The organism is Falsigemmobacter intermedius (genome assembly GCF_004054105.1).
GTDB classification, from domain to species: domain Bacteria; phylum Pseudomonadota; class Alphaproteobacteria; order Rhodobacterales; family Rhodobacteraceae; genus Wagnerdoeblera; species Wagnerdoeblera intermedia.
Genome location: NZ_SBLC01000004.1, coordinates 15,451 through 40,537 on the forward strand (window position 1 = coordinate 15,451; position 25,087 = coordinate 40,537).

At 63.6% G+C, this 25,087-nt stretch carries 30 protein-coding genes; 15 read left to right on the forward strand and 15 right to left on the reverse strand.

All coding sequences use genetic code 11. The features are described from left to right. Nucleotides 1–28: 28 nt before the first annotated feature. From EP867_RS03450 to EP867_RS03470, 5 genes are all read right to left on the reverse strand, one after another. Entirely contained in the window at nucleotides 29–916 is an 888-nt protein-coding gene (locus EP867_RS03450; protein ID WP_128486816.1) for a hypothetical protein, read from the reverse strand. A gap of 118 nt (nucleotides 917–1,034) precedes the next feature. Next, nucleotides 1,035–1,598, reverse strand: coding sequence for an HNH endonuclease (locus tag EP867_RS03455; protein ID WP_128486817.1), 564 nt, complete (start codon nucleotides 1,596–1,598; stop codon nucleotides 1,035–1,037). 241 nt (nucleotides 1,599–1,839) lie between these two features. Beyond that, a complete protein-coding gene (locus EP867_RS03460; protein ID WP_128486818.1) occupies nucleotides 1,840–2,499 on the reverse strand; it encodes an alpha/beta hydrolase in 660 nt (219 codons plus the stop codon). Next, on the reverse strand, nucleotides 2,496–3,128 hold the full coding sequence (locus EP867_RS03465) for a DNA-3-methyladenine glycosylase family protein (RefSeq protein WP_128486819.1): 633 nt from the start codon (nucleotides 3,126–3,128) through the stop codon (nucleotides 2,496–2,498). Before EP867_RS03465 ends, EP867_RS03460 begins: the two co-directional genes overlap by 4 nt. Continuing rightward, nucleotides 3,125–3,826, reverse strand: a complete 702-nt coding sequence (locus EP867_RS03470; protein ID WP_128486820.1) for a GNAT family N-acetyltransferase — start codon at nucleotides 3,824–3,826, stop codon at nucleotides 3,125–3,127. Before EP867_RS03470 ends, EP867_RS03465 begins: the two co-directional genes overlap by 4 nt. Here EP867_RS03470 and EP867_RS03475 point away from each other — a divergent pair. Then, nucleotides 3,825–4,712 carry a M48 family metallopeptidase gene (locus EP867_RS03475; RefSeq protein WP_241656805.1) on the forward strand — a complete coding sequence of 296 codons (888 nt, stop codon included), beginning with the start codon at nucleotides 3,825–3,827 and terminating at the stop codon, nucleotides 4,710–4,712. The two genes, EP867_RS03470 and EP867_RS03475, sit on opposite strands and share 2 nt — an antisense overlap. Here the strand turns inward: EP867_RS03475 and EP867_RS03480 are convergent. Beyond that, nucleotides 4,705–5,433: a response regulator gene (locus tag EP867_RS03480; protein ID WP_128486821.1), complete on the reverse strand. Its 729-nt coding sequence runs from the start codon at nucleotides 5,431–5,433 to the stop codon at nucleotides 4,705–4,707. The genes EP867_RS03475 and EP867_RS03480 overlap by 8 nt on opposite strands. Nucleotides 5,434–5,585: 152 nt before the next feature. On the opposite strand from EP867_RS03480, the gene mce reads away from it, so the two are divergent. Next, nucleotides 5,586–5,990: a methylmalonyl-CoA epimerase gene (mce, locus tag EP867_RS03485; protein WP_128486822.1), complete on the forward strand. Its 405-nt coding sequence runs from the start codon at nucleotides 5,586–5,588 to the stop codon at nucleotides 5,988–5,990. After that, the gene (locus tag EP867_RS03490; RefSeq protein WP_128486823.1) at nucleotides 5,990–6,274 is read left to right on the forward strand and encodes a DUF1467 family protein; all 285 of its coding nucleotides are present in this window, start codon (nucleotides 5,990–5,992) and stop codon (nucleotides 6,272–6,274) included. Before mce ends, EP867_RS03490 begins: the two co-directional genes overlap by 1 nt. Before the next feature lie 29 nt (nucleotides 6,275–6,303). Here the strand turns inward: EP867_RS03490 and EP867_RS03495 are convergent, their stop codons facing one another. The 3 genes from EP867_RS03495 to EP867_RS03505 are packed head-to-tail and all read right to left on the reverse strand — an operon-like array spanning nucleotide 6,304 to nucleotide 8,591. Beyond that, entirely contained in the window at nucleotides 6,304–7,005 is a 702-nt protein-coding gene (locus tag EP867_RS03495; RefSeq protein WP_128486824.1) for an EI24 domain-containing protein, read from the reverse strand. Continuing rightward, the gene (locus tag EP867_RS03500; protein WP_128486825.1) at nucleotides 7,002–7,574 is read right to left on the reverse strand and encodes a nitroreductase family protein; all 573 of its coding nucleotides are present in this window, start codon (nucleotides 7,572–7,574) and stop codon (nucleotides 7,002–7,004) included. Before EP867_RS03500 ends, EP867_RS03495 begins: the two co-directional genes overlap by 4 nt. A 57-nt stretch (nucleotides 7,575–7,631) precedes the next feature. Continuing rightward, a complete protein-coding gene (locus EP867_RS03505) occupies nucleotides 7,632–8,591 on the reverse strand; it encodes an L-malyl-CoA/beta-methylmalyl-CoA lyase (protein ID WP_128486826.1) in 960 nt (319 codons plus the stop codon). A 164-nt stretch (nucleotides 8,592–8,755) separates the two neighbouring features. On the opposite strand from EP867_RS03505, the gene dgcA reads away from it, so the two are divergent. Together dgcA and EP867_RS03515 are read left to right on the forward strand one after the other, a co-directional pair. Then, nucleotides 8,756–9,721, forward strand: coding sequence for an N-acetyl-D-Glu racemase DgcA (dgcA, locus tag EP867_RS03510; protein ID WP_128486827.1), 966 nt, complete (start codon nucleotides 8,756–8,758; stop codon nucleotides 9,719–9,721). Nucleotides 9,722–9,743: 22 nt separating this feature from the next. After that, nucleotides 9,744–10,604: a D-amino-acid transaminase gene (locus EP867_RS03515; RefSeq protein WP_128486828.1), complete on the forward strand. Its 861-nt coding sequence runs from the start codon at nucleotides 9,744–9,746 to the stop codon at nucleotides 10,602–10,604. A gap of 133 nt (nucleotides 10,605–10,737) precedes the next feature. Here the strand turns inward: EP867_RS03515 and EP867_RS03520 are convergent, their stop codons facing one another. Both EP867_RS03520 and EP867_RS03525 read right to left on the reverse strand, forming a co-directional pair. Then, nucleotides 10,738–11,061, reverse strand: coding sequence for a DUF1244 domain-containing protein (locus EP867_RS03520; RefSeq protein WP_128486829.1), 324 nt, complete (start codon nucleotides 11,059–11,061; stop codon nucleotides 10,738–10,740). A gap of 12 nt (nucleotides 11,062–11,073) precedes the next feature. Beyond that, on the reverse strand, nucleotides 11,074–11,826 hold the full coding sequence (locus tag EP867_RS03525) for an N-formylglutamate amidohydrolase (protein ID WP_128486830.1): 753 nt from the start codon (nucleotides 11,824–11,826) through the stop codon (nucleotides 11,074–11,076). 162 nt (nucleotides 11,827–11,988) lie between these two features. Here EP867_RS03525 and pyk point away from each other — a divergent pair, with 162 nt between their 5' ends. From pyk to rplT, 3 genes are all read left to right on the forward strand, one after another. Further along, complete coding sequence (pyk, locus tag EP867_RS03530; RefSeq protein ID WP_128486831.1) at nucleotides 11,989–13,431, forward strand: pyruvate kinase; 1,443 nt, start codon at nucleotides 11,989–11,991, stop codon at nucleotides 13,429–13,431. Between the two features lie 171 nt (nucleotides 13,432–13,602). Next, nucleotides 13,603–13,803: a 50S ribosomal protein L35 gene (gene rpmI / locus EP867_RS03535; RefSeq protein WP_124965018.1), complete on the forward strand. Its 201-nt coding sequence runs from the start codon at nucleotides 13,603–13,605 to the stop codon at nucleotides 13,801–13,803. A gap of 12 nt (nucleotides 13,804–13,815) precedes the next feature. Next, entirely contained in the window at nucleotides 13,816–14,175 is a 360-nt protein-coding gene (rplT, locus tag EP867_RS03540; RefSeq protein ID WP_124965019.1) for a 50S ribosomal protein L20, read from the forward strand. Between the two features lie 149 nt (nucleotides 14,176–14,324). Here the strand turns inward: rplT and EP867_RS03545 are convergent, their stop codons facing one another. Continuing rightward, nucleotides 14,325–14,810 carry a GAF domain-containing protein gene (locus tag EP867_RS03545; protein ID WP_128486832.1) on the reverse strand — a complete coding sequence of 162 codons (486 nt, stop codon included), beginning with the start codon at nucleotides 14,808–14,810 and terminating at the stop codon, nucleotides 14,325–14,327. Continuing rightward, a complete protein-coding gene (locus tag EP867_RS03550; RefSeq protein WP_128486833.1) occupies nucleotides 14,797–15,051 on the reverse strand; it encodes an accessory factor UbiK family protein in 255 nt (84 codons plus the stop codon). The genes EP867_RS03545 and EP867_RS03550 overlap by 14 nt, the downstream gene beginning before the upstream one ends. Nucleotides 15,052–15,162: 111 nt before the next feature. On the opposite strand from EP867_RS03550, the gene lgt reads away from it, so the two are divergent. From lgt to pgeF, 3 genes are read left to right on the forward strand one after another with little or no spacing between them, the layout of a single operon-like run. Next, nucleotides 15,163–16,029 (forward strand): prolipoprotein diacylglyceryl transferase, encoded by an 867-nt coding sequence (gene lgt, locus EP867_RS03555; protein ID WP_128486834.1) that lies wholly within the window; start codon nucleotides 15,163–15,165, stop codon nucleotides 16,027–16,029. Next, nucleotides 16,026–17,099, forward strand: coding sequence for a class I SAM-dependent methyltransferase (locus EP867_RS03560; RefSeq protein WP_128486835.1), 1,074 nt, complete (start codon nucleotides 16,026–16,028; stop codon nucleotides 17,097–17,099). The genes lgt and EP867_RS03560 overlap by 4 nt, the downstream gene beginning before the upstream one ends. Next, on the forward strand, nucleotides 17,096–17,863 hold the full coding sequence (gene pgeF / locus EP867_RS03565) for a peptidoglycan editing factor PgeF (RefSeq protein WP_128486836.1): 768 nt from the start codon (nucleotides 17,096–17,098) through the stop codon (nucleotides 17,861–17,863). The genes EP867_RS03560 and pgeF overlap by 4 nt, the downstream gene beginning before the upstream one ends. A 54-nt stretch (nucleotides 17,864–17,917) precedes the next feature. Here the strand turns inward: pgeF and EP867_RS03570 are convergent, their stop codons facing one another. Beyond that, a complete protein-coding gene (locus EP867_RS03570; RefSeq protein WP_128486837.1) occupies nucleotides 17,918–18,418 on the reverse strand; it encodes an Lrp/AsnC family transcriptional regulator in 501 nt (166 codons plus the stop codon). Between the two features lie 185 nt (nucleotides 18,419–18,603). On the opposite strand from EP867_RS03570, the gene trxB reads away from it, so the two are divergent. Next, nucleotides 18,604–19,542, forward strand: coding sequence for a thioredoxin-disulfide reductase (gene trxB, locus EP867_RS03575; protein WP_128486838.1), 939 nt, complete (start codon nucleotides 18,604–18,606; stop codon nucleotides 19,540–19,542). Further along, nucleotides 19,529–20,005 (forward strand): RES family NAD+ phosphorylase, encoded by a 477-nt coding sequence (locus tag EP867_RS03580; protein ID WP_164888751.1) that lies wholly within the window; start codon nucleotides 19,529–19,531, stop codon nucleotides 20,003–20,005. The genes trxB and EP867_RS03580 overlap by 14 nt, the downstream gene beginning before the upstream one ends. A gap of 60 nt (nucleotides 20,006–20,065) precedes the next feature. On the opposite strand, the gene EP867_RS03585 is transcribed toward EP867_RS03580, so the two are convergent. Next, on the reverse strand, nucleotides 20,066–22,012 hold the full coding sequence (locus tag EP867_RS03585) for a methylmalonyl-CoA mutase family protein (protein ID WP_128486840.1): 1,947 nt from the start codon (nucleotides 22,010–22,012) through the stop codon (nucleotides 20,066–20,068). Nucleotides 22,013–22,234: 222 nt separating this feature from the next. On the opposite strand from EP867_RS03585, the gene EP867_RS03590 reads away from it, so the two are divergent. Both EP867_RS03590 and ccrA read left to right on the forward strand, forming a co-directional pair. Continuing rightward, the gene (locus EP867_RS03590; RefSeq protein WP_128486841.1) at nucleotides 22,235–23,593 is read left to right on the forward strand and encodes a 1-acyl-sn-glycerol-3-phosphate acyltransferase; all 1,359 of its coding nucleotides are present in this window, start codon (nucleotides 22,235–22,237) and stop codon (nucleotides 23,591–23,593) included. Between the two features lie 159 nt (nucleotides 23,594–23,752). After that, complete coding sequence (gene ccrA / locus EP867_RS03595) at nucleotides 23,753–25,057, forward strand: crotonyl-CoA carboxylase/reductase (RefSeq protein ID WP_128486842.1); 1,305 nt, start codon at nucleotides 23,753–23,755, stop codon at nucleotides 25,055–25,057. The last annotated feature ends 30 nt before the right edge of the window (nucleotides 25,058–25,087 follow it).

The following is a 25,087-nucleotide window of genomic DNA, read 5'->3' on the forward strand; positions in this document are numbered from 1 at the left end:
CGCCCGATCCGGGGCGCGCTTTGACAGATCAATAAAGGTTCTGCAGCGTCTGACCGAGGGTGTTCCGCTTCGGGTTCAGGATGTTATGCGCAAGGCTGTTGCGCGGCATAACCGAGCTGCGCTCGCCGAAGGGGATCGTGACGCCAAGGCGCGTCGAAGTCAGCTTATCCCCGCGGAGGCCGAGAGCTCCGGCAGAAGCGCTGCGCAGTTCCAGCGACAGAGCCACCGGCTGCTGAGTCGGCAGCACATAATGCGCGCCCAGGCCGCTGAAGTTCACATGGCTTTCCAGTTCCGGCGAGCTGGTGCGCGACAGACCGGCAAAAACGCCGAAGTTGTTGTTGAAGGAATAACCACCCGCAATACCTGCCGAAGTCAGATGACCACGCATACCACCCGAGCTCAGCTTCGACTGGGTCAGATGGCCGCCGATGACCGCCCCCGGCGCCACGGCATATTGCAGGGCTGCACCGTAAGAGGTGAAATCATCGCCGGTGCCCAGGAAGCCGCTGAGGTCCAGATCGCCGGAGCGATAGCCGCCCTCAAGGCCAAACTGCTGCAGGTTGCCCACCGGCAGGGTGTCGCCAAGGAGACCAAGCTCAAGGTCGTGGTGATCGGCGTAAACACCGCCACGGGTCATGCCATCGGTCCAGCCGAAACCGACGCCAAGCGCGGTATGGTTCAGGCTGATACCACCCTCTTTCAGGCGTCCGGCATCCAGCATCGCATCGAAGGTGAAGCCGCTCGGGCTGACCGTCGAGATCTCACCCGACAGGCCAAGGCTGTTCGCAGAACCGGGCACGTCGCTCAATTTGCTGGAGCCGCCCGAGAAGGTGACAGCACCGCTCAGGCCCTGTGCCGACACAGCACCTGACATCAGCCCGAAAGCCGCGATAACTGCAAAACTGATTTTTTTCATGGTTGTACTGCTCCTGTTAACGAATCCGAACCTAGGAGATCGAAACCGTTTCGGTCCACATGCCGACAGAGTTATCACCGAAATGATTAAGAAAGTTGCATACTCGCAACGGTTGTATTCAGCGCTCGAGTTCGGCGCCCCAATACAAAAAGTCCATCCAGGTCTGATGCAGCTCGCCCTTGGCACGCGGCAGCGCCCGGGCCGCCGCATCAAGCTGGAAAGCCGTCGGCTCAAAGGGTTGACGCAGAAGCCGCATGCCCGCCTGCGCCAGGGTGCGGGAGCCTTTGCGCAGGTTGTCCCGCCCGCAGCAGGCCACGATATTGGTCCAGCTTGTCCTGCCGCCCCGGCTGCGCGGGATCACGTGATCAAAGGTCAGGTCTTTGGCCGCAAAGGCATTTCCGCAATACTGGCAGGTGAAGCCGTCGCGCAGAAACAGATGATAGCGGGTGAAGGCAACATGGCGGCGCTTGCGATAGCTTTTGAGCGCAACCACGGCGGGAACTTCATACTCACGGCTGGCTGAGCGGATCCGCACCCCGTCATAACTGCGCACCTGAATGACGCGCTCCTGGTGCACGGCCACGAAAGCATCTTCCCAGGACCAGACCGACAGAGGCGCCCAGGACAGGGGCTGCATATCCATGTTCAGAACCAAAGTCCGAAGTCCGGAAAGCCCCTGCATCGCCGATCACCTTTGTCCGAAGAGAAGGTGACGGCAGACAACACCAAAGACGCAGCCCGGCGGCCCTTTCCGGCCCGGTTGCGGGGAAGTGCTCAGCATGACCCGTGCCTCCTTCTCCTCTGGCGGCGCAAAGCGCCCGTGGCACCACTATATCTGGCGGTCGATCCGAAACAAGCCCGCACCTGTGGTGCGGGCCTGATCTGATTGACAGATTTTTGTGACGTCACCGTGACGGCAGTGCTTACTCGAGACGATCTTTCAGGAAGTTCAGCGCGACGCCCAGGCCATCCGGTGCGATGCCGTGGCCGGTGCCTTTCATGACGTGGCCATAGGTTTCAAACCCGGCCTCCATCAAAGCCTCTGCGGCCTTGCGCATATCATCGAAGGGCACGACCTGATCGGCATCACCATGCACCAGCATCACGGGCGGACGCACCTGGGATTCGGAGCCGAGTTTCTCGGGGCGCAGCAGACGGCCCGAGAAGGCGACCACACCGGCCATCTCTTCTTCGCGGCGCGGGGCGACGTGAAGGCTCATCATGCTGCCCTGCGAGAAGCCAAAGAGCGCCAGGCGATCGATCCCGATCTCTTCACGCGCCAGAACGATGTCGATAAAGGCGTTCAGATCGGCCACCGCCGCTTCCATGCCCTTTGCAGCCTCTTCCTCAGAGGAGCCGTCGAGCCAGGGGATCGGGAACCACTGATAGCCAAAAGGTGCACCCGGCACCCGGGTCGGCGCGTCAGGCGAGTAAAACGCGGTGTCGGGCAGATGCTCGGCCAGCGGGTCCGCCAGGCCGATCAGATCCGCCCCATCCGCGCCATAGCCATGCACAAAGATCACCACCGATTTCGTTTTACCCGACTGCGCGGGCCTGGATTTAAAGTTCAGCGGACGCGTCATCGGATTCCTTCCCGGTTTTTCTCAACATGGTAATAGGCCCAGAGCAGCCGTGCCGCAACGGCGCGCCAGGGCGACCAGGCCTCCGCCATCCGGCGCAACGCCTTTTCCGAAGGCCGCGCCTCCAGACCGAATAAAATCCGTGCAGCTTCCTGCAGGGCGAGATCAGCGGGGGCAAAAACATCCGCACGACCAAGGGAAAACATCGCGTAAATCTCAGCCGTCCAGCGGCCGATTCCCGGCACAGCCACCAGCTGCCCGATGATCTCTTCATCACTCAGCCCCGGCAGCGCGTCGTAGTCGATCCCGGCCGCCGCCAGAGCAAGGGCATAACGCGCCTTCTGCCGCGAAAGCCCTAAGCCGCGCAGATCCTCCTCGGTCATCGCCGCAACGGCCTCAGGCGAGATCATCCCCGCCGCTTCAAGCCGCGCCCAGATCGCCCGGGCCGAGGCCACGCTGACCTGCTGAGAGGTGATCGCCCCAAGGAGTGCCGCAAAGCCGCCTTCGCGCCGACGCAGCGGCAAAGGGCCTGTGAGGTCAAGCGCATAAGCGAAACGCGGCTCCCGCGCGGCCAGCCAGGCCGCCCCTTCCGCCACGCAGTCCGGCGTCTCAATCAGACGGCCCTGGCTCATCTCAGCCCCGGATCGCGGGCGTGAAGCAGAGGTGCGGTCAGTTCAGAGAGCCGGCGCTTTTGTCGCCCCGCCGCGTCGAAATTGTCGCGGTCGCACCAGGTTATGAAGGCCTCTCGCAGGCGGGGCCAGTCGGCGTCGGTGATCGCATACCAGACGGTGTCTCTGTTACGCCCTTTGACCACCATATGTTGACGAAAAATGCCCTCATAGCTGAAGCCCAGCCGCTCTGCGGCACGGCGCGAGGGCAGATTCAGACTGTTGCACTTCCACTCATAGCGGCGATAGCCCAGCGCAAAGGCCTGCTCCATCATGGCAAACATCGCCCCTGTCGCAGCCGAAGTCCCCTGCAAAGCAGGTGAAAAGGTCAGTGAGCCAACCTCAATCACCCCATGCGCCACATCAATGCGCATGAAGCTCGCAAGGCCGGACCAATCCCCCTCAGGCGCGCGGATCGCGTAGAAGAGAGGATCGCGCAATCCGCAGCGGCTTTCGGCCCAGGCGGTGAAGTCCGCTTCATTGGCGAAGGGGCCGGTGAACATATAGTCCCAAAGCGCATTATGGCCGCGAAAGGCCTGCCAGAGCGCGGGAATATGCGCAGGCTTCAGCGGCTCAAGCACGCAAAGCGCATTTCCAAGGGGGACCGCCGGCGGCTGCACGGCACGAAGGATGACACCGGCGGATGGCGGAACATGGGTCATGGGCACCTCCCTGATGGGGCGCAGGCTGCGGCAGAACGGCGAAGAGCGCAACCCTGCTCACATCCGCGCGACTCCCACCTGGGGGGCCTTTTTCCAGGGCGCGGGGGCGGCTAATTTTTCAGCCGCTTTCCTTAGTGCAGGACCCCTCGTGCTTCGCCTTCTTCCGGCCCTGACCGCCGCCGCTCTGCTTCTGGCCGCCTGCGCCGCGCCACTGCCGCCGACAGCAGGCCCGCGCGCGCTGCCGCAACGCGGGGCACCGATCAACACCGCCGTCATGGCCTCTCCGGCGCAGAGTTTTTCTGCGGTACTGGCCAGTGTCGAGCCGGTGGCCGAAGCCGTCTGCCGCGAGAAGCGGCCTGATCTGAACTGCGATTTCCTGATCCTGGTCGACACTGACCCCGGCAAAGCGCCCAATGCCTTCCACCGGCTGGACTCGCAGACCGGCCGCCCGGTGATCGGCTTTACCGCCACGCTGATCGCTGAAGCCCGCTCTGCGGATGAGCTGGCCTTTGTGCTTGGGCACGAGGCCGGGCACCATCTGGCCGGGCATCTGCCGCGTCAGCAACGCTCAGCTGTTGCCGGGGCCGTATTGGCGGGCACCCTGGCCGCCCTGAGCGGGGCGGGGACCGAAGCCCTGGAGCAGCCAACACGGATCGGGGCGACAGTGGGTGCGCGCAGTTATTCCAAAGACTATGAACTGGAAGCCGATGCCATCGGCACGTTAATCGCCTGGCGTGCGGGCTTTGACCCTGAACGCGGGGCCGCCTTCTTTACCCGCCTGCCCGATCCGGGCAACCGTTTCCTCGGCTCTCACCCCCCGAATGCCGCCCGGATTCAGACCGTATTGGCCACCATGGCCGCGATCCGCCAGGGGCGCATCAGATAGCGGCGCGCAGAAAGGGCTGCGGCAGATCGGCGATCCGCTGTCGGATCAGATGCGAGAGGTCACGCGCCCGATCGCTGCCCCGGGTTGCCAGCGCCCCCGCAGCTTCGGCAAGGGCCGGGTCCGCCGTGGTGCGGGCCAGCCCCTCAAGAAAGCCCGAGAGATAGACCCGTTCCTGCTCGCTTCCACTTTGCGCCAGACGCCGCTGCGCGAAGATCAGATCCTCGCGCAGCGCCAGATCATCAGGAAGTGGCAGCCGCACCGCAGGCAGATCACCGCCACCGTCGCGCGGATCGGGCCGATGCGCCCGCAAAAAGGCCACAAACTCAGAAAACCCTGCCACAGGCTTGCTCAGAAAACCCGCAGCCCCCGCCGCAAGGCAGGCGCTTTCTTTCCCCGGATCCCCGCTGATCGCCAGAACGACCGGGCGCTGCGTCCGCGCGAAGGCCGGGGCCAGATCGGCGATCAGCGCCTCTCCCTCGCCGTCAGGCAGACCAGGGTCCACCAGAACAATGTCCGGCAGATAAAGGCCCAGGTGACGCCGCGCCTGGGCCAGGCTGTCGGCCCGCCGCAGACGTGCCCCGCCGCGCAGTGCCATCAGCCGCAGCCCGTCGGCGGCGAAGCGGCTGTCCTCAACCAGCAGAATCGTCAGCCCCCAGAGCGGCAGCCCCACTGCGGGGCGTGGCAGCTGATCCGGCCTTGTCAGAGACTCATTCACGGGCATCGCGGCGCTCCTCTCCTGTGCTCTTCCATCTGGCAACAAAGAGGTTGCCGGAGGATTAACCCCGCCGTCGCCGCGATCGCCGCTTGCCAGCCCTGCCCCATGCCCGCATAAAGCCTGCGACACGGCAGGACATAGCTATCGGAGGAGTTTCTATGATCGGTCGCCTGAACCACGTAGCCATTGCGGTGCCCGATCTTGAGGCCGCTTCGGCGCAGTACCGCGACACGCTGGGCGCAGTGGTGCGCCCGCCCCAGGATGAGCCGGACCATGGTGTGACCGTGGTCTTTATCGAGCTGCCCAATACCAAAATTGAGCTGCTTTATCCCTTGGGAGAGAATTCCCCCATTGCAGGCTTTCTGGAAAAGAACCCCGCCGGCGGCATCCATCACATCTGCTATGAGGTTGAGGATATCCTTGCTGCCCGCGACCGGCTGAAAGCCTCGGGCGCGCGTGTTCTGGGCTCCGGGGAGCCGAAGATCGGGGCCCATGGCAAGCCGGTGCTTTTCCTGCATCCGAAAGACTTTAACGGCTGCCTCGTGGAACTGGAGCAGGTCTGATGTCGATCACTGCCGTTATCGTTGTCTTCGCTGTCTGCTGGTTTCTGGTGCTGCTGATCGTGCTGCCGCTGCGCATGCAGACCCAGGCAGAGGCCGGATCGATCGTGCCGGGAACCCCCGCAGGTGCCCCCGCAGGGCCGGTCGGGCGTAAAAAGCTGATCGTGACGACGATTGCGGCCACGCTGGCCTGGGCGGCGATCTGCCTGACGGTGATGTCGGGGGCCATCAGCATCCGCGATTTCGACGTCATGGGACGCCTGCCCCCGATCAGCGCTGAGAACTGAAAAGGGCCCCTCAGGGGCCCTTTTTCGTTTCAATCCCGCGGCCTGGTTCCGGTGACGCGGTGGTAGAGATGCGTGAAGGTGGCAGCCCCCAGAACCGGGATCACCAGGCTCACGAAAGGCACCGAGAGCGGAATCGCCATCAGCACCCCGGCCGCAAAGATCTGCCCGCGATGTTTCCTGCGCAGTGCTCGCGCCGCAGACAGGCCGATGCGGCGCCCCGCCGCCATGGTGAAATACTCCCGCCCCAGCAGCCAGCCGTTCACCAGCCAGAAGATGAAGGGCAGCGACGGCGGAAAAACCAGGCCGATCACCAGGGCCGCACCGTTCACCACCATGAGAACACAGAGAAAATTCACCGCGTCCTTGATAGATTCATAGGTGCCGAGCCCCGGCGCTGCGGGAAGATAGGGATAGTGTTTGGCCTCAACCGCACTGGCCACCTGCTCAAGGAAAAAGCCGGTGAACACCGAAGCAACCGGCACCATGAGAAAGATGGAGAGGACAAACATCCCCCCCACCGCCCCCCAGGAGGCCAGCGCCGTGATCCCCTCAACCGTGCCGATCAGCGGCAGGTCCAGCTCATCCGGAACCAGCGTCTGAACGCCGATCAGAAAGAGCACAGAGATCGCAGCCAGCAGCAGCAGGGTAAGACCGATTCCCAACATCAGCACCCGGCGAAAGCGCCGCTCAGGCAATTGCGCCAGCGCCCGCAGGAAATCCCTGAAGATCATGCGCTGATCCATGTTGTCAGAGCGGCCAGATCCGGGCGCGGACGGTCAGGCACCTCACCTGCATAGCTGCCGATATGGATCAGACCGGCGATAAACTCACCCTCAGCCAGACCGAAAGCAGGCGCAGCAAAGGCCTGATCCAGCGCGACCCAGCCGGTCAGCCAGCTGGCCCCCCAACCCGAAGCCAGCGCCGCATTCACCAGCGACAGACAGACCCCGCCGGCTGAGAGAACCTGCTCAATCTGCGGGATTTTATCATGCGCCACGGGGCTTGCGACCACCGCAACACAAAGCGGGCTGCGGTCAAACTGCCCGATCCCCTTCTCCGCCTTCTCCGGCGCAAGGCCGGTCTTTTCGGCGAAAGCCGCCGCCTCTCCGGCCAGCCGCGCCAGCGCCGCACGCTCCAGCACGATGAAGCGCCAGGGCGCCAGCTTGCCATGGTCCGGAACCCGCGCTGCGGCCGTCAGCAGCTCTTCCAGCCCGGCGCGGTCCGGCACCGGTCCTGACAAAAGCTTTGCCGGACGCGAGCGGCGGGTGAGCAGAAAATCAAGAACGGCGTTTCGGGTCATAATGGTCTCCTTCAGACCCGGATGTCGGGCCTGAAGCGGCTTTGGTCAAGCGCCCGCTCAGGAGCCGGCGATCATTTCCGACTGACGCACGATCACCTCAGCCTGTTTGATCGAGGCGATATCGACCAGACGCCCCTTATAGACGGTCGCGCCCTGCCCTGCGGCTTTTGCAGCCTCCATCGCGGCGAGAATCTCCCGCGCTTCCGACACCGCTGCCTCAGAGGGCGTAAAGACCTCATTGGCCAGAGCCACCTGTTTGGGATGGATCGCCCATTTGCCCACCATCCCAAGCGTGGCCGAGCGGCGCGCCTGGGCGCGGAAGCCCTCATCATCCGAGAAATCGCCGAACGGACCGTCCACCGGCAGCACCCCATGGGTCCGGCAGGCCGCAACAATCGCCGCCTGCGCCCAGTGCCAGGGGTCCGACCAATGCTTCACGCCCTCACGCAGCATATAATAATTCTCCTGGGTGCCGCCGATCCCCGTCGTCTGCATCCCCATTGAGGCTGCGAAATCCGCAGCCCCCAGGCTCATCGCTTCCAGCCGCGGAGATGAGGCCGCGATCTCTTCGACATGGGCAATCCCGGCGGCGGATTCGATGATCACCTCAAAAGCGATGCGCTTTTTGCGCCCCTTCGCCGCCTCAATGGCCGTGACCAGAGCATCCACCGCATAGACATCCGCCGCGCAGCCCACCTTCGGGATCATGATCATATCCAGCCGGTCCGAGGCCTGCTCCAGCAGATCGACGACATCGCGATACCAGAAAGGCGTATCCAGCCCGTTAATCCGCACCGAAAGCGTTTTATTGCCCCAGTCGATCTCATGGGTCGCCCGGATGATATTGGCGCGCGCGGCATCTTTGTCCGAGGGCGCGACCGAGTCCTCCAGATCGAGGTTGATCACATCCGCAGCCGAGGCTGCCATCTTCTCAAAAAGCGCCGGACGCGAGCCGGGGCCAAAAAGCTGGCAGCGGTTGGGACGGGCAACAGGGGCAGGCTGAAGGCGGAATGACATAGGGCCTCGCAATGATATTCCGAATTTGCTGCCTAAATTGTTAGTAACTTGCGCAGGCTCTGGCAAGAACGACTTTGCACCTGCAGCATCGCCCCGCCCCTCTTCCGCCGCATGACGCAGCGTGACAGGATGCAGGCACTTTTTCTGCCTCGGGGACCCCCGCCATGACCCTTACGCTCCACCAGGACAGCTTCCGCCTGGCTCAGGCTTTTACGATTTCGCGCGGCTCGCGCACCCATGCCCATGTGCTGAGCGTTGAGGTGAACCGCAACGGCGCCACGGGCTTTGGCGAATGCGTCCCCTATGCCCGCTACGGCGAAAGCCTTGAATCGGTTGCAGAACAGATCCGCACCCTGCCCGCAGGCATCACCCGCGAAGCGCTCCAGGATCTCCTCAAACCCGGCGCGGCCCGCAATGCGGTCGACTGCGCACTCTGGGACTGGGAAGCGAAATTCACCGGCACCCCGGTCTGGAAACTGGCGGGCCTGCCCGAGCCCGGTCCCACTGAAATCACCTATACCCTCTCGCTCGACACCCCTGAGCGGATGGAGGAAGAGGCCCGCAAACACGCCTGGCGGCCGCTTTTGAAAATCAAACTCGGCACCCCCGACGATATGCCCCGCCTCGAAGCCGTCCGCCGCGGCGCGCCGAACTCCCGCATCATCGTCGACGCCAATGAGGGCTGGACCGCCGCGGTCTATAGCGATCTCGCCCCCCATCTCCTCCGCCTCGGCGTGGCCCTGGTCGAACAGCCGCTCCCCGCCGCCGACGATGGAATGCTCGCAGAAATCGCCCGCCCGCTGCCGGTCTGCGCCGATGAATCCGTCCACGACCGCGCAAGTCTGGCCCGTCTCAAAGGCAAATACGACCTCGTGAACATCAAACTTGATAAGACCGGCGGGCTGACCGAGGCCATTGCGCTGCGCCGCGAAGCCGAAGCCGCGGGCTTCGGCATCATGGTCGGCTGCATGGTCGGCTCCTCGCTTGCCATGGCCCCGGCCATGCTCATCGCGCAGAACGCCCCTTACGTTGATCTTGACGCGCCGCTTCTCTTGGCAGAAGACCGCGCTGCGCCCATGAAAACCGAAGGCGCGATCCTTTATCCCGCAGCCCCCGCGCTCTGGGGCTGAGACTTTGCCGGAGGAAATCCGAATGTCCCGTATCGTCTATGTCAACGGTGAATGGCTGCCGGAAGCGGAGGCGAAGGTCTCGGTCTTTGACCGCGGCTTCCTGATGGGTGACGCTGTCTATGAAGTGACCACGGTCATGCAGGGCAAGCTCATTGATTTTGAGGGCCACTGCCGCCGCCTCGCCCGCTCCACGGCCGAGCTTGGCATGGCAAACCCGCACAGCGACGAAGAATGGCTGCAACTGCACCGCGACATCGCCGCGAAAAACAACCTGACCGACGGCGGCATCTACCTCCAGGTCACCCGCGGCAATCCCGGCGATCGTGACTTCGCCTTCGCCCGCGAGGGCCTTGCCCCGACGGTGGTGATGTTTACCCAGTCCAAACCCGGCCAGGCCGAAAACCCCGCCGCCTGGGCCGGCTGGAAGGTGATCTCGGTCCCGGAAATGCGCTGGCACCGCCGCGACATCAAAACCGTGCAGCTGCTCTGGCCTTCGCTGTCGAAAATGGCCGCCAAAGACGCCGGCGTCGATGATGCCTGGTTCGTCGAAGACGGCTTTGTCACCGAGGGCACCTCGAACAACGTCTATATCGTCAAAAACGGCAAAATCATCACCCGCAACCTCAGCACCGACCTGCTGCACGGCATCACCCGCGCCTCGGTGCTGCGCCTTGCCGCCGATCTGCAGATGGAAGTCGAAGAACGCCCCTTCACCATCGAAGAAGCGCAATCCGCCGATGAGGCCTTCTCAACCTCCGCCGGCGCCTTCGTCACCCCGGTGATCGAAGTCGACGGCAAGCCGGTCGGCACCGGCAAAGCCGGCCCGATCGCCACCCGCCTGCGCGAAGTCTATATCGAAGAATCGATCAAAGCCGGCGTCTGATCACGCCACGCTCCCGCAGATTTTGGCTTTTTCCAAATACTCTGCGGGGGTCCGGGGGCTGCACAGGCCCCCGGCGCTCACCACTCAGACCCGGCCCCGCCCTCACAGCGGGGCCGGGGCTTTCATCTCTGCCTCAGCCTTCCGCCTTACCGACATTCTCGGCAAAAGAGACCTCAAAGGCCGCCTTCTGCTCCGCGCTGGCCTCGGTCTGATGCTGCGCGCGCCAGTCCTCAAACGGCATGCCGTAGACGATCTCACGCGCGCCGTCTTTGCTCAGATCCAGCCCGCGTGCATTGGCCTCTTCCTGATACCAGCGCGACAGGCAGTTGCGGCAGAACCCCGCCAGATTCATCATATCGATGTTCTGCACATCCGGGCGCGCGTCCATCAGATGATGCAGCAGACGACGGAAGGTTGCGGCCTCCAGTTCGGTTTTCAGGCTCTCATGATCGGCCATCGGGCCCTCCTCTCACTCAGTCTTTTCACAATCTGCCAGCGCCGCCGACAAAAGGGGTGCCAGCCGTCGGCCCCAGGCCCGCTGCGCCGCATCATCTGCGATCAGATCGTTGCGCAGCTCAATCAGCGTGTTGTGCCGGCCCTGCCGCAGAGCATGCTGATCAATCGCATCGCCCGGCAGATGGCCATCATAGGGCTCATTATCCCCGCTCACCAGATCGGCTTCCCGGCGCAGGAGATCCAGAAGCGCCAGCGACAGGCGGCTGTCGAGATGACTGTGCAGCACCCCGATATGCCAGGGCCGTTTCGGGCGCCCACGTAACTGCGGGGTAAAACTGTGAACCGCGCAGATCACCCGGTCGCGCCGCTCTGCCGCCAGCCGCGCATAAGCCGCATGATAGGGGCGATAAAGCGCCGCCATCCGCCGCTCCACCTCGGCGCTGTCCGCATGGCGGTTCGCGGGAATGACAGTGCCGTCGTAAAACTTCATCACCAGGGTCGGATCATCGGCCCCGCGGTTGGGATCAATCACCAGCCGCGAAAAATTGCTTAAGATGCAGGGGCTGTCGAGTGCCTCCGCCAGGGCCACAGCCACTCCGGCCGCGCCGGGATCCCAGGCGATATGGCGGTTCATATCCTCCGGCGCGATGCCCAGATCGCCGCCATTGATAAACTCCGGCACCCGGTTTGAGGCGTGATCGCAGGTGATCAGCCAGCGCCCGGGGCGCTCAGCGCCAAGGATGTGAAAGGGAGCGTCGTCATTCATGCCCGGAAACCCCGCAGTAACCCGGATGATCTATAGCGAAAGATCATCTCCCTGCCACTGTCATATCCCTGTTTCATAAGTGTCATAGACAGCGGGCGCGGAGTTGTGAGCCTGCCCGGAGCAGGGCATAACTGTCGCAAAGGCACTGGCAAGGAATGACCGATGAGACGGCACCGCAAAATCAAAATCGTCGCCACCCTGGGCCCGGCATCTTCCGATAAAGCGACGATCCGCGCACTCTGGGAAGCGGGGGCCGATGTCTTCCGCCTGAACATGAGCCATGGCACCCATGAGACCATTGCCGCGCTCCATGGCCATATCCGCGATGTTGAGGCCGAAATCGGCCGCCCCATTGCGATCCTTGCGGATCTTCAGGGGCCGAAACTGCGCGTGGGTGTTTTCGCCAATACGGCCGTTGATCTCGAAGAGGGGCAGGCCTTCCGCCTCGATCTCTCGGCAGAGCCGGGTGACGGCACCCGGGTGCAGCTGCCCCATCCGGAAATTTTCGCAGCCCTTGAGGCCGGCACCACCCTTCTGGTCAATGACGGCAAGATCCGCCTGCGGGTAGAGGCCTGTGGCGCAGATTTCGCCGATTGCACCGTGACCGTGGGCGGCACCATCTCCAACCGCAAGGGCGTGAATGTCCCTGATGTGGTGCTGCCGCTGGCGGCATTGTCCGAAAAAGACCGCCGCGATCTGGAATTTGCCTGTCGCCTGGGCGTCGACTGGCTGGCGCTGTCTTTCGTGCAGCGCCCCGAAGATGTGCTTGAGGCGCGCGAGCTTGCGCAGGGGCGTGCGGCAATTCTGTCGAAGATCGAAAAGCCCGCTGCCGTGAAAGCCTATGACAGCATCCTTGCCGTCTCGGACGGGATCATGGTGGCGCGCGGCGATCTGGGCGTGGAATGCCCGGTTCAGGCGGTCCCCCCGGTGCAAAAGCGCCTGGTGCGCGGGGCGCGGGCTGCGGCCAAACCGGTAATCGTCGCCACGCAGATGCTCGAATCGATGATCGAAAGCCCGATGCCCACCCGGGCCGAAGTCTCGGATGTGGCGACCGCGATCTATGAGGGCGCGGATGCAGTGATGCTCTCGGCCGAATCTGCCGCCGGGCAATATCCGGTCGAAGCGGTGCGCACGATGAACAATGTGGCCATCGAGGTTGAGGGCGATCCCACCTATCGGGAGATCATCGAAGCCAGCCGCAAAGTGCAGCGCCGCACGGTGGCGGATGGCATCGTATCCGCCGCGCGCGAGATTGCTGAGACGACCGAGATCCGCGCGATCTGCTGCTTTACCCAAAGCGGCACCACGGCGGCGCTGGTGGCGCGCGAGCGGCCGCGGGTGCCGATCCTGGCGCTGACGCCGCTGACGCGGACCGCACGACAGCTTTGCCTGACCTGGGGGGCGCATTGCGTGATCGTCGATCCGCAGGAGCGCTTTAAGGGCGCCGTCCTTGCAGCCGCCAAAGCAGCGCGGGACGACGGTTTTGCCGCCACCTCGGATCAGATTGTGGTGACGGCAGGGGTGCCTTTTAACGTCCAGGGCACCACCAATATTCTGCGCGTTGCCCCCTGCGATGAGCGTCTGATCACCCGCTCGGAGGCGTGATTTCAGCCCCCGCCCCGCCTCTGGTGCGAAATGCCGCGCCGGGGGCGGCTGATGGGGTGCTTATCTGCTTGTCAAATTACCGGATCCGGTCTATCGGGTCCACTCTCGTTGCGCGGCCGGCCGGTGTGGCATGCCGAGTCGCGCGTTCACCACTCGAAAGAGGAGATGGAAATGCCCAAGATGAAAACGAAATCCGCAGCCAAAAAGCGGTTTACGTTCACCGCGACCGGCAAAGTCAAAGCAGGTCCGGCTGGCAAGCGCCACGGCATGATCAAACGCTCGACGAAGTTCATCCGCGATGTGACCGGGACCATGATCCTGTGCGCAGCGGACGAGAAAATCGTCAAGAAATACATGCCGTATAACCGCTAAGGAGAGCCAGATATGACCCGCGTTAAATCCGGCAAGGTAACTCACGCTTCGCACAAAAAAGTGCTGAAGGCCGCGAAAGGCTATTACTCGGCCCGTTCGCGTAACTTCCGCACCGCGACTCAGGCTGTTGATAAAGCCAACCAATACGCAACCCGCGACCGCAAAGCACGTAAGCGCAGCTTCCGCGCTCTGTGGATCCAGCGTATCAACGCCGCTGTGCGTCTGGTTGATGCTGAACTGACGTATTCGAAATTCATCAACCTGCTGGCGAAAGCCGGCATCACGGTTGACCGTAAAGTTCTGGCAGACCTCGCTGTCGCAGAACCGGAAGCTTTCGCTGCCATCGTTGGCCAGGCTAAAGCTGCTGCCTGATTTCAGGTGAATTAAGATGAGAAGCGCCCGCAGAGTGATCTGCGGGCGTTTTCTTTTGCGCGTGAAGTGAGAGCGGGATGAGCGGGGCAGGCCCCGGGGCGCGGCCCCGGACCCCGGAGTATTTGGAAAAAGCCAAAGCCGCGGGCGGTTCAGGCGAGCGGGTCGGCGCAGTCGCGGAAGGTTTCCGCAAGGATCGCGGTGAGTTCGCGGACATCCTCTTCGGTGAAGGCGGCTTCCGTGTTGCTGTCGAGATCGAGCACGCCGAGAAGCGCCCCCTGGCCGTTCCGGACCGGCAGCACCAGTTCCGAGCGGGTGGAGGAGGCGCAGGCGATATGGCCGGGGAAGAGCTCGACATCCGGCACGAGCTGGACTTCGCCGCTGCGGGCCGCCGCGCCGCAGACGCCGCGGGAGAAGGGGATCACGAGGCAGCCGTGGCCGCCCTGGTAGGGGCCGATCTTCAGCAGCTCCGGCGCGGTGACGCGGTAAAAACCGGTCCAGTCCGAGAGCTTATGGCTGTGATGCAGCTCACAGGCCAGGGTCGCCATGAGCGAGACGGTATCCGTCTCGCCATGGGTCAGGGCCGCGAGCGTTTTGCGCAGGTCCGCGTAGTCGCAGGCAGGCTCACTCAGCGCCATTTTGTTTTGCTTCCAGCGCGTCGAGGCGGGCTTTGAGGGCGATGTTTTCTTCGCGGGCTTTGGCGGCCATGGCGCGGACGGCATCAAATTCCTCGCGGGTGACGAGGTCACGGTCGGCAAGCCAGCGGTCGAGAAGCGATTTCACGGCGTTTTCTGCCTCTGTGCGCGCGCCATGGGCGACGCCCATGGCATTGGTGGCCAGTCGCGACAGGTCGTCGAAGAATTTATTCTGGGTCTGCATGGAAGCGCCTCCGTTGCGATCTTGTGAAGGATATGGCGCGGGGAGGGGCCGGGTGCAAGGTTGACAAGCCCCTGGGCTGCGCGGACAAGGCCTGTGACACAGCGAGGTGCCATGGATTATATTCCCTTTCCGCAGATTTCGCCTGAAATTTTCACACTGACGCTGGGCGACTTCAGCTTTTCGCTGCGCTGGTATGCGCTGGCCTATATTGCCGGGCTGCTGATCGGCTGGCGGATGGTCATGGGGCTGATGAAGCGGCCCGCGCTTTGGGGCGGCGAAGCGCCGGTGGCGCCGGGCAAAATTGAAGATCTGCTGAGCTGGATCATTCTGGGGGTGATCCTCGGCGGGCGGCTTGGTTTTGTGCTGTTTTACCAGCCGGGGTTTTATCTCTCGAACCCCGGCGAGATTTTGAAGATCTGGGAGGGCGGGATGTCCTTCCACGGCGGTTTTCTTGGCGTGGTCGCGGGTGCCTGGGCCTGGGCGGCGCGTCAGGGGGTGGCGCCTTTGAAGATTGCCGATGCCCTGGCGCTGGCGGCGCCGGTGGGGCTGTTCTTCGGGCGGATCGCCAATTTCATCAATGCCGAGCTTTGGGGGCGACCGACGGATCTGCCCTGGGGTGTGGCCTTTCCGGGCGCAGGTCAGGACTGCTTTGGGGTGACCGGCATCTGTGCGCGGCATCCGTCGCAGCTTTATGAGGCGGTGCTGGAAGGGCTTTTGCTGGGCGCGGTGCTTTTGTGGGGAATCTACCGTCGCGGCTGGCTGCAGCTTCCGGGGCGTTCGCTTGGCGTCTTCCTTGCGGGTTATGGCGCGGCGCGTTTCTTTGTGGAGTTTTTCCGCGAGGCCGATGCGCAGTTCATCACCGCTGAGAACCTGCGCGGGGCGGTCCTTGCCGGGATGTCGATGGGGCAGCTTTTGTCGCTGCCGATGATCTTTGCGGGGCTTTATTTCATTCTGCGCGCCCGGAGCCGCGCGGCATGAGCACGCCGCTGGCTGCGCTGCTGAAGGCGCGTATCGCCGCCTCGGGGCCCATGCGGTTGTCGGACTATATGGCCGAATGTCTGCTCCATCCGGAATATGGCTATTACACCCGGACTGAGCCCTTCGGGCGGGGCGGCGATTTCATCACCGCCCCGGAAATCAGCCAGATGTTTGGCGAGCTTCTGGGGCTGTGGCTGGCGCAGTGCTGGCTCGATCAGGGGGCGCCCGGGCGGTTTACCCTGGCAGAGGCAGGGCCTGGGCGCGGGACGCTGATGGCGGATATATTACGCGCCACACGCGGGGTGCCGGGGTTTCATCAGGCGATGGCGGTGCATCTGGTGGAGGCCTCTCCCCGGCTGCGGCAGGTGCAAAGAGAGGCGCTGCGGGGCTATGACGTCATCTGGGCGGAGAGCCTTGCGGATCTGCCGCAAGCGCCTTTGTGGTTTGTCGCCAATGAGTTCTTCGACGCGCTGCCGGTGCGGCAGTTCATTCGCGAGCCATCGGGCTGGTCAGAGGCCATGGTGGTCCTTGAGGGCGACCGTCTGGCCCATAGCCGCAGCGCCCCGCGCGGGGTTCCCGCGCTTGCCCACCGGCTGGGTGATACCCGGGCGGGTGATGTGGTTGAGCTTTGCCCCGCGGCACGGCCTTTGACCGAAGCCGTTGCCGGGCGGATTGCGCGCCATGGCGGGGCGGCGCTGATTGTGGATTACGGCGACTGGCGCTCGCGCGGGGATACGCTGCAGGCGATGAAGGCGCATGGCTACGCCGGCCTGTTTGACAGCCCTGGTGAGGCCGATCTGACGGCCCATGTGGATTTTGAACCCCTGGCGTTGGAGGCCGAAGCGGCAGGGCTGCGGGCCTATGGCCCGATACCCCAGGGCGATCTTCTGCGCGCGCTTGGGATTGAGGCCCGCGCCGCGCGTCTGGCTGAAAGGCTGAGCGGCGACAAGCTGCAAAACCATCTCGCGGCCACGCGCCGCTTGACCGATGCGGCGGAAATGGGGACGCTCTTTAAAGCGCTCGCCCTTTTGCCGACAACTGCCCCCTGCCCTGCCGGATTTACACCGTGACCCCTACAGCAACGCTTGAGATTCTGACCTCACCCGATCTGCGTCCCGTGCAGCATGGCTTTTTCACCCGCAAGGGCGGGGCCTCATCGGGGGTGTTTTCCGGGCTGAACTGTGGCCCTGGCTCAACCGATATGGCGGAGATGGTCGAGATCAACCGCGCCCGCGTGGCGGAGGCCATGGGGGTGACGCCGGGGCATCTGATCACGGTGCATCAGGTGCATTCGCCCGATGTCGCGGTGATCACCGGACCGCTGGCGGAAAAGCCCCGCGCCGATGCCATGGTGACGGCAACGCCGGGCCTGGCGCTTGGCATTCTGACCGCCGATTGCCAGCCGGTGCTTCTTGCCGATCGCAGGGCGGGCGTGATCGGCGCGGCCCATGCCGGATGGAAAGGCGCGATCGACGGGGTGCTTGAGCGGACCGTCGAGGCCATGGAGGGCCTGGGCGCGCGGCGCGAGGACATCACCGCGGTGATCGGCCCCTGCATCAGCCAGCGCGCCTATGAGGTGGGTCCGGAGTTTTTCACCCGCTTTTATGACGAAGATCCGGCCTGGTCGCGGTTTTTCACGCAAGGCAACGGCGACCGTTATCTCTTTGACCTGCCGGGCTTTGGTCTGATGAAACTGCGCGAGGCGGGTGTGGGTGAGGCGCTCTGGGGCGGCTGGTGCACCTGGTCGGATGAGGAGCGGTTCTATTCCTACCGCCGCACCACACAGCGCAAAGAGGCCGATTACGGTCGGCTGATTTCCGTTATCCGGTTGTGACAAAAGAAAAGCCCGGGGGTCGCGCCCGGGCTTCTTCACTTTTGCGTGCGGGCCTCAGGCCTGACGCGCGATCCGCTCTTCCAAGACCTCAAAGGGCACGCCCGGCTCATCTTTTGAGCCGCGGATCACCAAGCTGGTTTTGACATTGGCCACATTGGGGGCCTTCAGCAGATCTCCGGTCAGGAAGCTCTGGAAGGAGGACAGATCGGGCGCCACGCATTTCAGAATGAAGTCGATCTCACCGTTGAGCATGTGGCACTCGCGCACCAGCGGCCAGGAGCGGCAGCGCTCTTCAAAGGCGGTCAGATCGCTTTCAGCCTGGCTGTTGAGCCGGACCATGGCGAAAACCTGCACCTCGAAGCCCAGTTCACGGCTGTCAATCTCGGCATGATAGCCGCGGATATAGCCCTGTTCTTCCAGTGTGCGCACACGCCGCAGGCAGGGAGGGGCCGAAATACCCACCCGCTTTGCCAGCTCTACGTTCGTCATCCGCCCGTCCGCCTGCAGCTCGGCCAGAATATGCCGGTCAATCGGGTCGAGTTTCGCGCCTGCCATTCATCAGCCTCCTGGGAACTGGACGGGAACTTATTCATTCGCCCCGCTCCGCGCAATATTGTTTCGTAAAACCGCCCGGTTTTGATACGGGTGTCTCACAATCGGAACGCCGCCCCTCCCTCTGGCGGCGAAGAAGCGACCCGCCTATATCAAAGCCAAAGCACAGTCAAAGAGGCACTCTGTCCATGAGCGAGACACGGCATACCAAAGTTCTGATTATCGGTTCCGGTCCGGCAGGTTATACGGCTGCCGTTTATGCCAGCCGCGCCATGCTCTCGCCGATTCTGGTGCAGGGCATTCAGCCTGGCGGTCAACTGACCATCACCACCGAGGTGGAAAACTGGCCGGGTGACAAAACCGTTCAGGGCCCGGATCTGATGGTCCGTATGGAAGAGCATGCCCGCGAGATGGGTGCGGATATTCAGTTCGACACCATCACCGAGCTGAAACTCGGCAGCCGCCCCTTTACCGCCGTGGGGGACAGCGGCACGACCTATACCGCCGATGCCGTGATCCTTGCGACCGGCGCTCAGGCCCGCTGGCTTGGCCTGCCCTCGGAAGAGAAGTTCAAGGGCTTCGGCGTCTCGGCCTGTGCGACCTGCGACGGCTTCTTCTATCGCGACAAGCCGGTGGCAGTGATCGGCGGAGGCAATACCGCTGTGGAAGAGGCGCTCTTCCTGACGAATTTCGCCTCTAAGGTGACGCTGATCCACCGCCGTGACAGCCTGCGGGCGGAAAAGATCCTGCAGGAGCGTCTGTTCAGCCACCCCAAAGTTGAAGTGCTCTGGAACCATGAGGTGGATGAGGTTCTGGGCACGGAAGCGCCGCTGGGCGTCACCGGGCTGCGCGTGAAAAATGTGCAAAGCGGTGAGACCTCTGAGATTGCCTGCGACGGCTTCTTCGTGGCCATCGGCCACAGCCCCGCGTCGGAACTGGTGAAAGACCAGCTGGAACTGCACAACGGCGGCTATGTGAAGGTTGAGCCGGGTTCGACCCGCACCTCGATCCCGGGCGTCTTTGCCGCGGGCGATCTGACCGATCACGTTTACCGTCAGGCGATCACCTCGGCCGGTATGGGCTGCATGGCCGCGCTCGATGCTGAGCGTTTCCTTGCCGGGCACTGAGCCCTTTATACCTTTCAGCGCGCGTCTGTGGCGCGCGCTGCCCAAAGGGGCCGACCCGCTCAGCCCCGCGCCCTCTCCGGAGGGGCGCTTTCACCACTCCGGCCAGAGGGCGATTTATCTCTCGCCCTCGCCTCAGGCCGCCCGACGCGCGACGGCCCGCAAAGCCGGGGGCGCGGACCTGCTCCTGCAGAGCTACAGTGTGACCCTGCACCACCTGGCCGATCTGCGCCGGGCAGAGGTTTGTGAAGCCCTGGGCCTTACCGGCCACGAGGCCAGCCGCCCCTGGCGAAGCGAGCGGATTGCGGGTCGCCCCGCAAGCTCCTGGCGCGCCTCGGATGCGGCGCGGGCGGCGGGTTGTGACGGGCTGATCTGGACCGTGCGCAATGCCCCGCATCTGTGGCATCTGGTGGTTTTTGATCTGAGCGGGGCCTGCCTGCTCCCCCTTGCGGACGTACAGGGCTGAGCACGCAAAAGGGGCGCGCCCGCAGCGGACACGCCCCCCTGTCCTCTGTCAGACTCTCGCTCAGGCCGCTTCGAGCAGACCGACGATATCCATCATGATGCGGTTCAACTCAAAATCCTTGGGCGTATAGACCCGGGAGACGCCCATGGCGCGCAGCGCCTTTGCATCCTCTTCGGGAATGATACCGCCCACGACCAGCGGAACATCAGAAAGCCCTGCCGCCTTCATCCGCTCGACCACCTCGCCGATCAGCGGGAGATGGCTGCCTGAGAGGATCGAGAGGCCCACCACATGGGCGCCCTCGGCCTCAGCCGCGGCCACGATCTCAGCCGGGGTCAGGCGTATGCCCTCATAGGTGATATCCATACCGCAGTCGCGGGCACGGGCGGCGATCTGCTCGGCCCCGTTGGAATGGCCATCAAGGCCGGGCTTGCCGACCAGGAACTTCAGCCGCCGCCCCAGACGGGCAGAGACGGCATCCACCGCCTCCCGGATCGGCTCCAGCCCCTCGGTGCGGTTCGAGATCGCTTTCGACACCCCGGTCGGGCCGCGATAAAGGCCAAAGACCGCGCGGACGGCTTCGCCCCATTCGCCCGTCGTCGCCCCGGCCTTGGCAGCGGCGATCGAGGCGGGCATGATATTGACGCCCGAAGCCGCATCCGCGCGCAGACGCTCAAGGGCGGCACGCACCGCGCCCTCATCGCGGGCCGCGCGCCAGGCTTTCAGCCGCGCAAGCTGGTCGGCCTCTGCTTCAGGGTCAACCACCATGATCGCGCCTTCGCCGGTGGTCAGGGGCGAAGGCTCGGTGGTGGTAAAGCGGTTCACGCCCACCACAACCGTCTCCCCCCGCTCGATCCGGGCGATGCGCTCGGCATTGGCCTCAACCAGGCGGCCCTTCATGTAAGGAATCGCCTCAATCGCGCCGCCCATGGCGTCGATCTGCGCAAGCTCGGCCCGTGCGCCTTCCATCAGGGCGGCAACCTTGCGCTCCACAGCGGGGTTGCCCTCAAAGAGGTCATCATACTCCAGAAGGTCGGTTTCATAGGCCAGGATCTGCTGCATCCGGAGGGACCATTGCTGATCCCAGGGACGCGGCAGGCCAAGTGCCTCATTCCAGGCCGGAAGCTGCACGGCGCGGGCGCGGGCGTCTTTCGACAGCGTGACCGCCAGCATTTCCAGCAGGATACGATAGACGTTATTTTCCGGCTGCGGCTCAGTCAGCCCCAACGAGTTGACCTGCACGCCATAGCGGAAGCGGCGGAACTTCGGGTCCGTCACGCCATAGCGCATCTCACAGATCTCATCCCAGAGCGCCACAAAGGCCCGCATCTTGCACATCTCGGTCACAAACCGGATGCCTGCGTTCACGAAGAAGGAAATCCGCCCCACCATCTCGGGGAAGTTCTCCGCCGGAACCTTGGCTTTCAGATCATCGAGCACCGCAATCGCGGTCGCCAGCGCGAAGGCCAGCTCCTGCTCCGGCGTCGCGCCGGCTTCCTGCAGATGGTAGGAGCAGACGTTCATCGGGTTCCACTTCGGCAGATGCTCCCGCGTCCAGGCCGCGACATCCGTGATCATCCGAAGGCTGGGCTTCGGCGGGCAGATATAGGTGCCGCGCGAGAGATATTCCTTCACCAAATCGTTCTGAACCGTGCCCTGGAGGCGCGAGATATCCGCCCCCTGCTCTTCCGCCACCGCCACATAAAGCGCCAGCAGCCAGGGCGCGGTGGCATTGATGGTCATCGAGGTGTTCATCTGCTCCAGCGGGATCTGGTCAAAGAGCATCCGCATGTCGCCTAAGTGACAGACCGGAACCCCCACCTTCCCGACCTCGCCGCGCGAGAGCACGTGATCGCTGTCATAGCCGGTCTGGGTCGGCAGATCGAAAGCCACCGAAAGCCCTGTCTGCCCCTTCGACAGATTGGTCCGGTAAAGCTCATTTGAGGCCATGGCCGTGGAATGCCCGGCATAGGTGCGGAACAGCCAGGGTTTCTCTGTCCGGGTCATCATCCCCTCCGAAATCCGACGCGCAAGAATCTTTCGCATTGATTGCAGGTCGGGAAACATTCGGCAAGGGTGATTTTTCTGCGCTGCGGCAATTTCCCGTTACGTCACAAATGCACCCCGCTGCCCGCTTTGTCGCGGCAAAATCGCAGGCTTTGCCGTGGTCAAAGCCGGGGCCGGCCCTTATCTGACAGCTTTCGCAGCGATCGCCCGAGCGGAGGCCTTATGGGAACTGTTGAACTGCCGGTCTGGCTGCTGGTGCTGATCTTAGGATTTGCCTCGGTGACCTTTGCCTCGCATTTCCTTTTCCCCTCCGTGCGATGGTTCGTGCGGCGCCGCATGGAGCGGCTGGTTCTGCGCATGAACCAGCGGCTGAAGCGCCCGATTGAGCCTTTCAAGCTGCTGGAGCGGCAGGATCTGATTCAGCAGCTCTCCTATGACCCCCAGGTGCTGGATGCGGTGCTGTACCATGCCCGCGAAGATGGGCTGCCGCGCAACGTCGCCTTTGAGCGGGCGCGCCGCTATGCCCGCGAAATCGTGCCGGCCTTCTCGGCCCGGACCTATTTCAACGTGGCGGGGCGTGTGGCGAAATGGCTGTCGCTGCTGATGTACCGCGTCGATGTTTCGGCGCGTGACGAATCGGCCCTGCAGCATATCCCGCAGGATGCGACGGTGATCTTCGTGATGAACCACCGCTCGAATATGGACTATGTGCTGCTGACCTGGGTCGCCTCCAGCCAGATGACGCTCTCTTATGCAGTGGGGGAATGGGCGCGGGTCTGGCCGCTTTCGGGGCTGATCCGGGCGATGGGGGCCTATTTCATCCGGCGCAGAAACCTGAACCCGCTCTATCGCAAGGTGCTGGAGCGTTATGTCCAGACCGCCACGCAGGAGGGGGTGGCCCAGGCGATTTTCCCCGAAGGCCGCCTGAGCCTTGATGGCCGCATCGCCCCGGCGCGCCTGGGGTTGTTGAGCTATATCCTGTCGGCGGCAAAATCCGGCGGGCGGCCGGTGGTCTTTGTGCCCGTGGGTCTGAACTACGACCGCGTGCTTGAGGACCGTCTGCTGGTCAAAGCCGGGGAAACCGGAGAGCGGCGGTTCCGCGCGGGTCTCGGCGGTATCATGATCTATGTGGCGCGGATGTTCTGGCGCAGGCTCTGGGGCAAATGGGACGGCTTTGGTCAGGCCGCCGTGCGTTATGGCGAGCCGGTGGATCTGTCCGCCCTGCTGAAGGATGAGCCGGATCTGAGCGCTGAGGCCATGGGCCATCTGCTGATGGCGCGTGTGGGCGAGGCGCTTCCGGTTACCCCCCTGCCCCTGATTGCCGCAGCGCTGAGCAGCGGGGCGATGACAAGGGCCGCCCTTCCCGCCGCCTTTGCCGGGCTGCGCGCCCGCCTTGAGGCGCGGGGAACCCGCCTTGTTCTGCCTGAGGCCTCTGCCGAGGTGATCCTGGAACAGGGATTGACGCATCTGCTGCAGCGCAGAATTCTGGAAGAGCGGCCGGAAGGTTTCCTGGCAGTCAAAGCCGGCCTTCTGGACTATTACGCCGCATCGGTCTGGCAGATCCTTGGGGACCCCCGGTAGTCGCAGGCGATTTCCGGGTAACAAAATTTCGTCGCGTCAGATTATTTCGTGAGCGGTATAAATCTTGTTGCTTTGTTGCGTGGCCATTTGTATCCCAAGGAGGCGCACCCGATTCTGCGGTGCGGCATTGCATCGCTGAACGGACCTGAGGAGAGCGCCGTGGCCCTGGATACGAATACCGCAATCGTCCCCTATGACGCCCCCGTCAAAGACCTCTATGAGGTCGGTGAAATGCCGCCTCTCGGCCATGTTCCGGCAAAGATGTACGCCTGGTCGATCCGCAAAGAACGCCACGGCGAGCCGGAAACGGCCATGCAGGTCGAAGTGGTCGATACCTGGAAGCTCGACAGCAACGAGGTGCTGGTCCTCGTGATGGCGGCGGGTGTGAACTACAACGGCGTCTGGGCCGCGCTTGGCGTGCCGGTCTCGCCCTTTGATGGTCACAAGCAGCCCTTCCACGTCGCAGGCTCGGATGCGGCGGGCATCGTCTGGGCTGTCGGCGATAAGGTGAAACGCTGGAAGGTCGGCGACGAAGTCGTGGTGCATTGCAACCAGGACGACGGCGATGATGAAGAATGCAACGGCGGCGATCCGATGTTCTCGCCCAGCCAGCGGATCTGGGGCTATGAGACGCCGGACGGCTCATTTGCGCAGTTCACCCGCGTTCAGGCCCAGCAGCTGATGCCGCGCCCGAAGCATCTGACCTGGGAGGAATCGGCCTGCTACACGCTGACGCTGGCCACCGCCTACCGGATGCTCTTTGGCCATGAGCCCCATGACCTGAAGCCTGGTCAGAACGTTCTGGTCTGGGGCGCCTCGGGCGGGCTTGGCTCTTTTGCGATCCAGCTGATCAATACCGCCGGCGCCAATGCGATCGGCGTGATCTCAGACGAGAGCAAACGTGAGTTTGTCATGGGTCTGGGCGCCAAGGGCGTGATTAACCGCAATGAATTCAAATGCTGGGGGCAGCTGCCCACCGTCAACAGCCCCGAATATAACGACTGGCTGAAAGAGGCCCGGAAGTTCGGCAAGGCGATCTGGGACATCACCGGCAAGGGCGTCAGCGTTGATATGGTCTTTGAACATCCGGGCGAAGCGACCTTCCCGGTCTCATCACTCGTGTGCAAAAAGGGCGGCATGGTGGTGATCTGTGCAGGCACCTCCGGCTTCAACTGCACCTTTGACGTCCGCTACATGTGGATGCACCAGAAGCGTCTGCAGGGCAGTCACTTCGCCCACCTGAAGCAGGCCGCAGCCGCCAATAAGCTGATGGTCGAGCGCCGCATCGACCCCTGCATGTCAGAGGTTTTCCCCTGGGATCAGATCCCCGAGGCCCATGCCCTGATGCGCGCCAATAAGCACAAGCCCGGCAATATGGCGGTGCTGGTCCAGGCCCCGCACACCGGTCTGCGCACCTTTGAAGACACCCTGGAAGCCAGCCGCGCGGCGCATCCGGGCAAATAAAGCCTGCCTCCCCGGCATGCGGGCGGCCCC

Bases quoted from the DNA above. Each gene is read 5' to 3' on its own strand.
- pyk (WP_128486831.1), top strand. From the start codon at position 11,989: ATGAGACGGCACCGCAAAATCAAAATCGTCGCCACCCTGGGCCCGGCA.
- EP867_RS03480 (WP_128486821.1), bottom strand. From the start codon at position 5,433: ATGCCCGTGAATGAGTCTCTGACAAGGCCGGATCAGCTGCCACGCCCC.
- trxB (WP_128486838.1), top strand. From the start codon at position 18,604: ATGAGCGAGACACGGCATACCAAAGTTCTGATTATCGGTTCCGGTCCG.
- EP867_RS03520 (WP_128486829.1), bottom strand. From the start codon at position 11,061: ATGGCCGATCATGAGAGCCTGAAAACCGAACTGGAGGCCGCAACCTTC.
- EP867_RS03500 (WP_128486825.1), bottom strand. From the start codon at position 7,574: ATGACCCGAAACGCCGTTCTTGATTTTCTGCTCACCCGCCGCTCGCGT.
- EP867_RS03470 (WP_128486820.1), bottom strand. From the start codon at position 3,826: ATGACCCATGTTCCGCCATCCGCCGGTGTCATCCTTCGTGCCGTGCAG.
- rplT (WP_124965019.1), top strand. From the start codon at position 13,816: ATGACCCGCGTTAAATCCGGCAAGGTAACTCACGCTTCGCACAAAAAA.
- rpmI (WP_124965018.1), top strand. From the start codon at position 13,603: ATGCCCAAGATGAAAACGAAATCCGCAGCCAAAAAGCGGTTTACGTTC.
- EP867_RS03490 (WP_128486823.1), top strand. From the start codon at position 5,990: ATGTCGATCACTGCCGTTATCGTTGTCTTCGCTGTCTGCTGGTTTCTG.
- EP867_RS03525 (WP_128486830.1), bottom strand. From the start codon at position 11,826: ATGAATGACGACGCTCCCTTTCACATCCTTGGCGCTGAGCGCCCCGGG.
- mce (WP_128486822.1), top strand. From the start codon at position 5,586: ATGATCGGTCGCCTGAACCACGTAGCCATTGCGGTGCCCGATCTTGAG.
- EP867_RS03475 (WP_241656805.1), top strand. From the start codon at position 3,825: ATGGGCACCTCCCTGATGGGGCGCAGGCTGCGGCAGAACGGCGAAGAG.
- EP867_RS03560 (WP_128486835.1), top strand. From the start codon at position 16,026: ATGAGCACGCCGCTGGCTGCGCTGCTGAAGGCGCGTATCGCCGCCTCG.
- EP867_RS03495 (WP_128486824.1), bottom strand. From the start codon at position 7,005: ATGATCTTCAGGGATTTCCTGCGGGCGCTGGCGCAATTGCCTGAGCGG.
- dgcA (WP_128486827.1), top strand. From the start codon at position 8,756: ATGACCCTTACGCTCCACCAGGACAGCTTCCGCCTGGCTCAGGCTTTT.
- EP867_RS03590 (WP_128486841.1), top strand. From the start codon at position 22,235: ATGGGAACTGTTGAACTGCCGGTCTGGCTGCTGGTGCTGATCTTAGGA.
- lgt (WP_128486834.1), top strand. From the start codon at position 15,163: ATGGATTATATTCCCTTTCCGCAGATTTCGCCTGAAATTTTCACACTG.
- EP867_RS03570 (WP_128486837.1), bottom strand. From the start codon at position 18,418: ATGGCAGGCGCGAAACTCGACCCGATTGACCGGCATATTCTGGCCGAG.
- EP867_RS03505 (WP_128486826.1), bottom strand. From the start codon at position 8,591: ATGTCATTCCGCCTTCAGCCTGCCCCTGTTGCCCGTCCCAACCGCTGC.
- EP867_RS03550 (WP_128486833.1), bottom strand. From the start codon at position 15,051: ATGCAGACCCAGAATAAATTCTTCGACGACCTGTCGCGACTGGCCACC.
- EP867_RS03465 (WP_128486819.1), bottom strand. From the start codon at position 3,128: ATGAGCCAGGGCCGTCTGATTGAGACGCCGGACTGCGTGGCGGAAGGG.
- EP867_RS03585 (WP_128486840.1), bottom strand. From the start codon at position 22,012: ATGACCCGGACAGAGAAACCCTGGCTGTTCCGCACCTATGCCGGGCAT.
- EP867_RS03455 (WP_128486817.1), bottom strand. From the start codon at position 1,598: ATGCAGGGGCTTTCCGGACTTCGGACTTTGGTTCTGAACATGGATATG.
- EP867_RS03450 (WP_128486816.1), bottom strand. From the start codon at position 916: ATGAAAAAAATCAGTTTTGCAGTTATCGCGGCTTTCGGGCTGATGTCA.
- EP867_RS03515 (WP_128486828.1), top strand. From the start codon at position 9,744: ATGTCCCGTATCGTCTATGTCAACGGTGAATGGCTGCCGGAAGCGGAG.
- EP867_RS03460 (WP_128486818.1), bottom strand. From the start codon at position 2,499: ATGACGCGTCCGCTGAACTTTAAATCCAGGCCCGCGCAGTCGGGTAAA.
- EP867_RS03545 (WP_128486832.1), bottom strand. From the start codon at position 14,810: ATGGCGCTGAGTGAGCCTGCCTGCGACTACGCGGACCTGCGCAAAACG.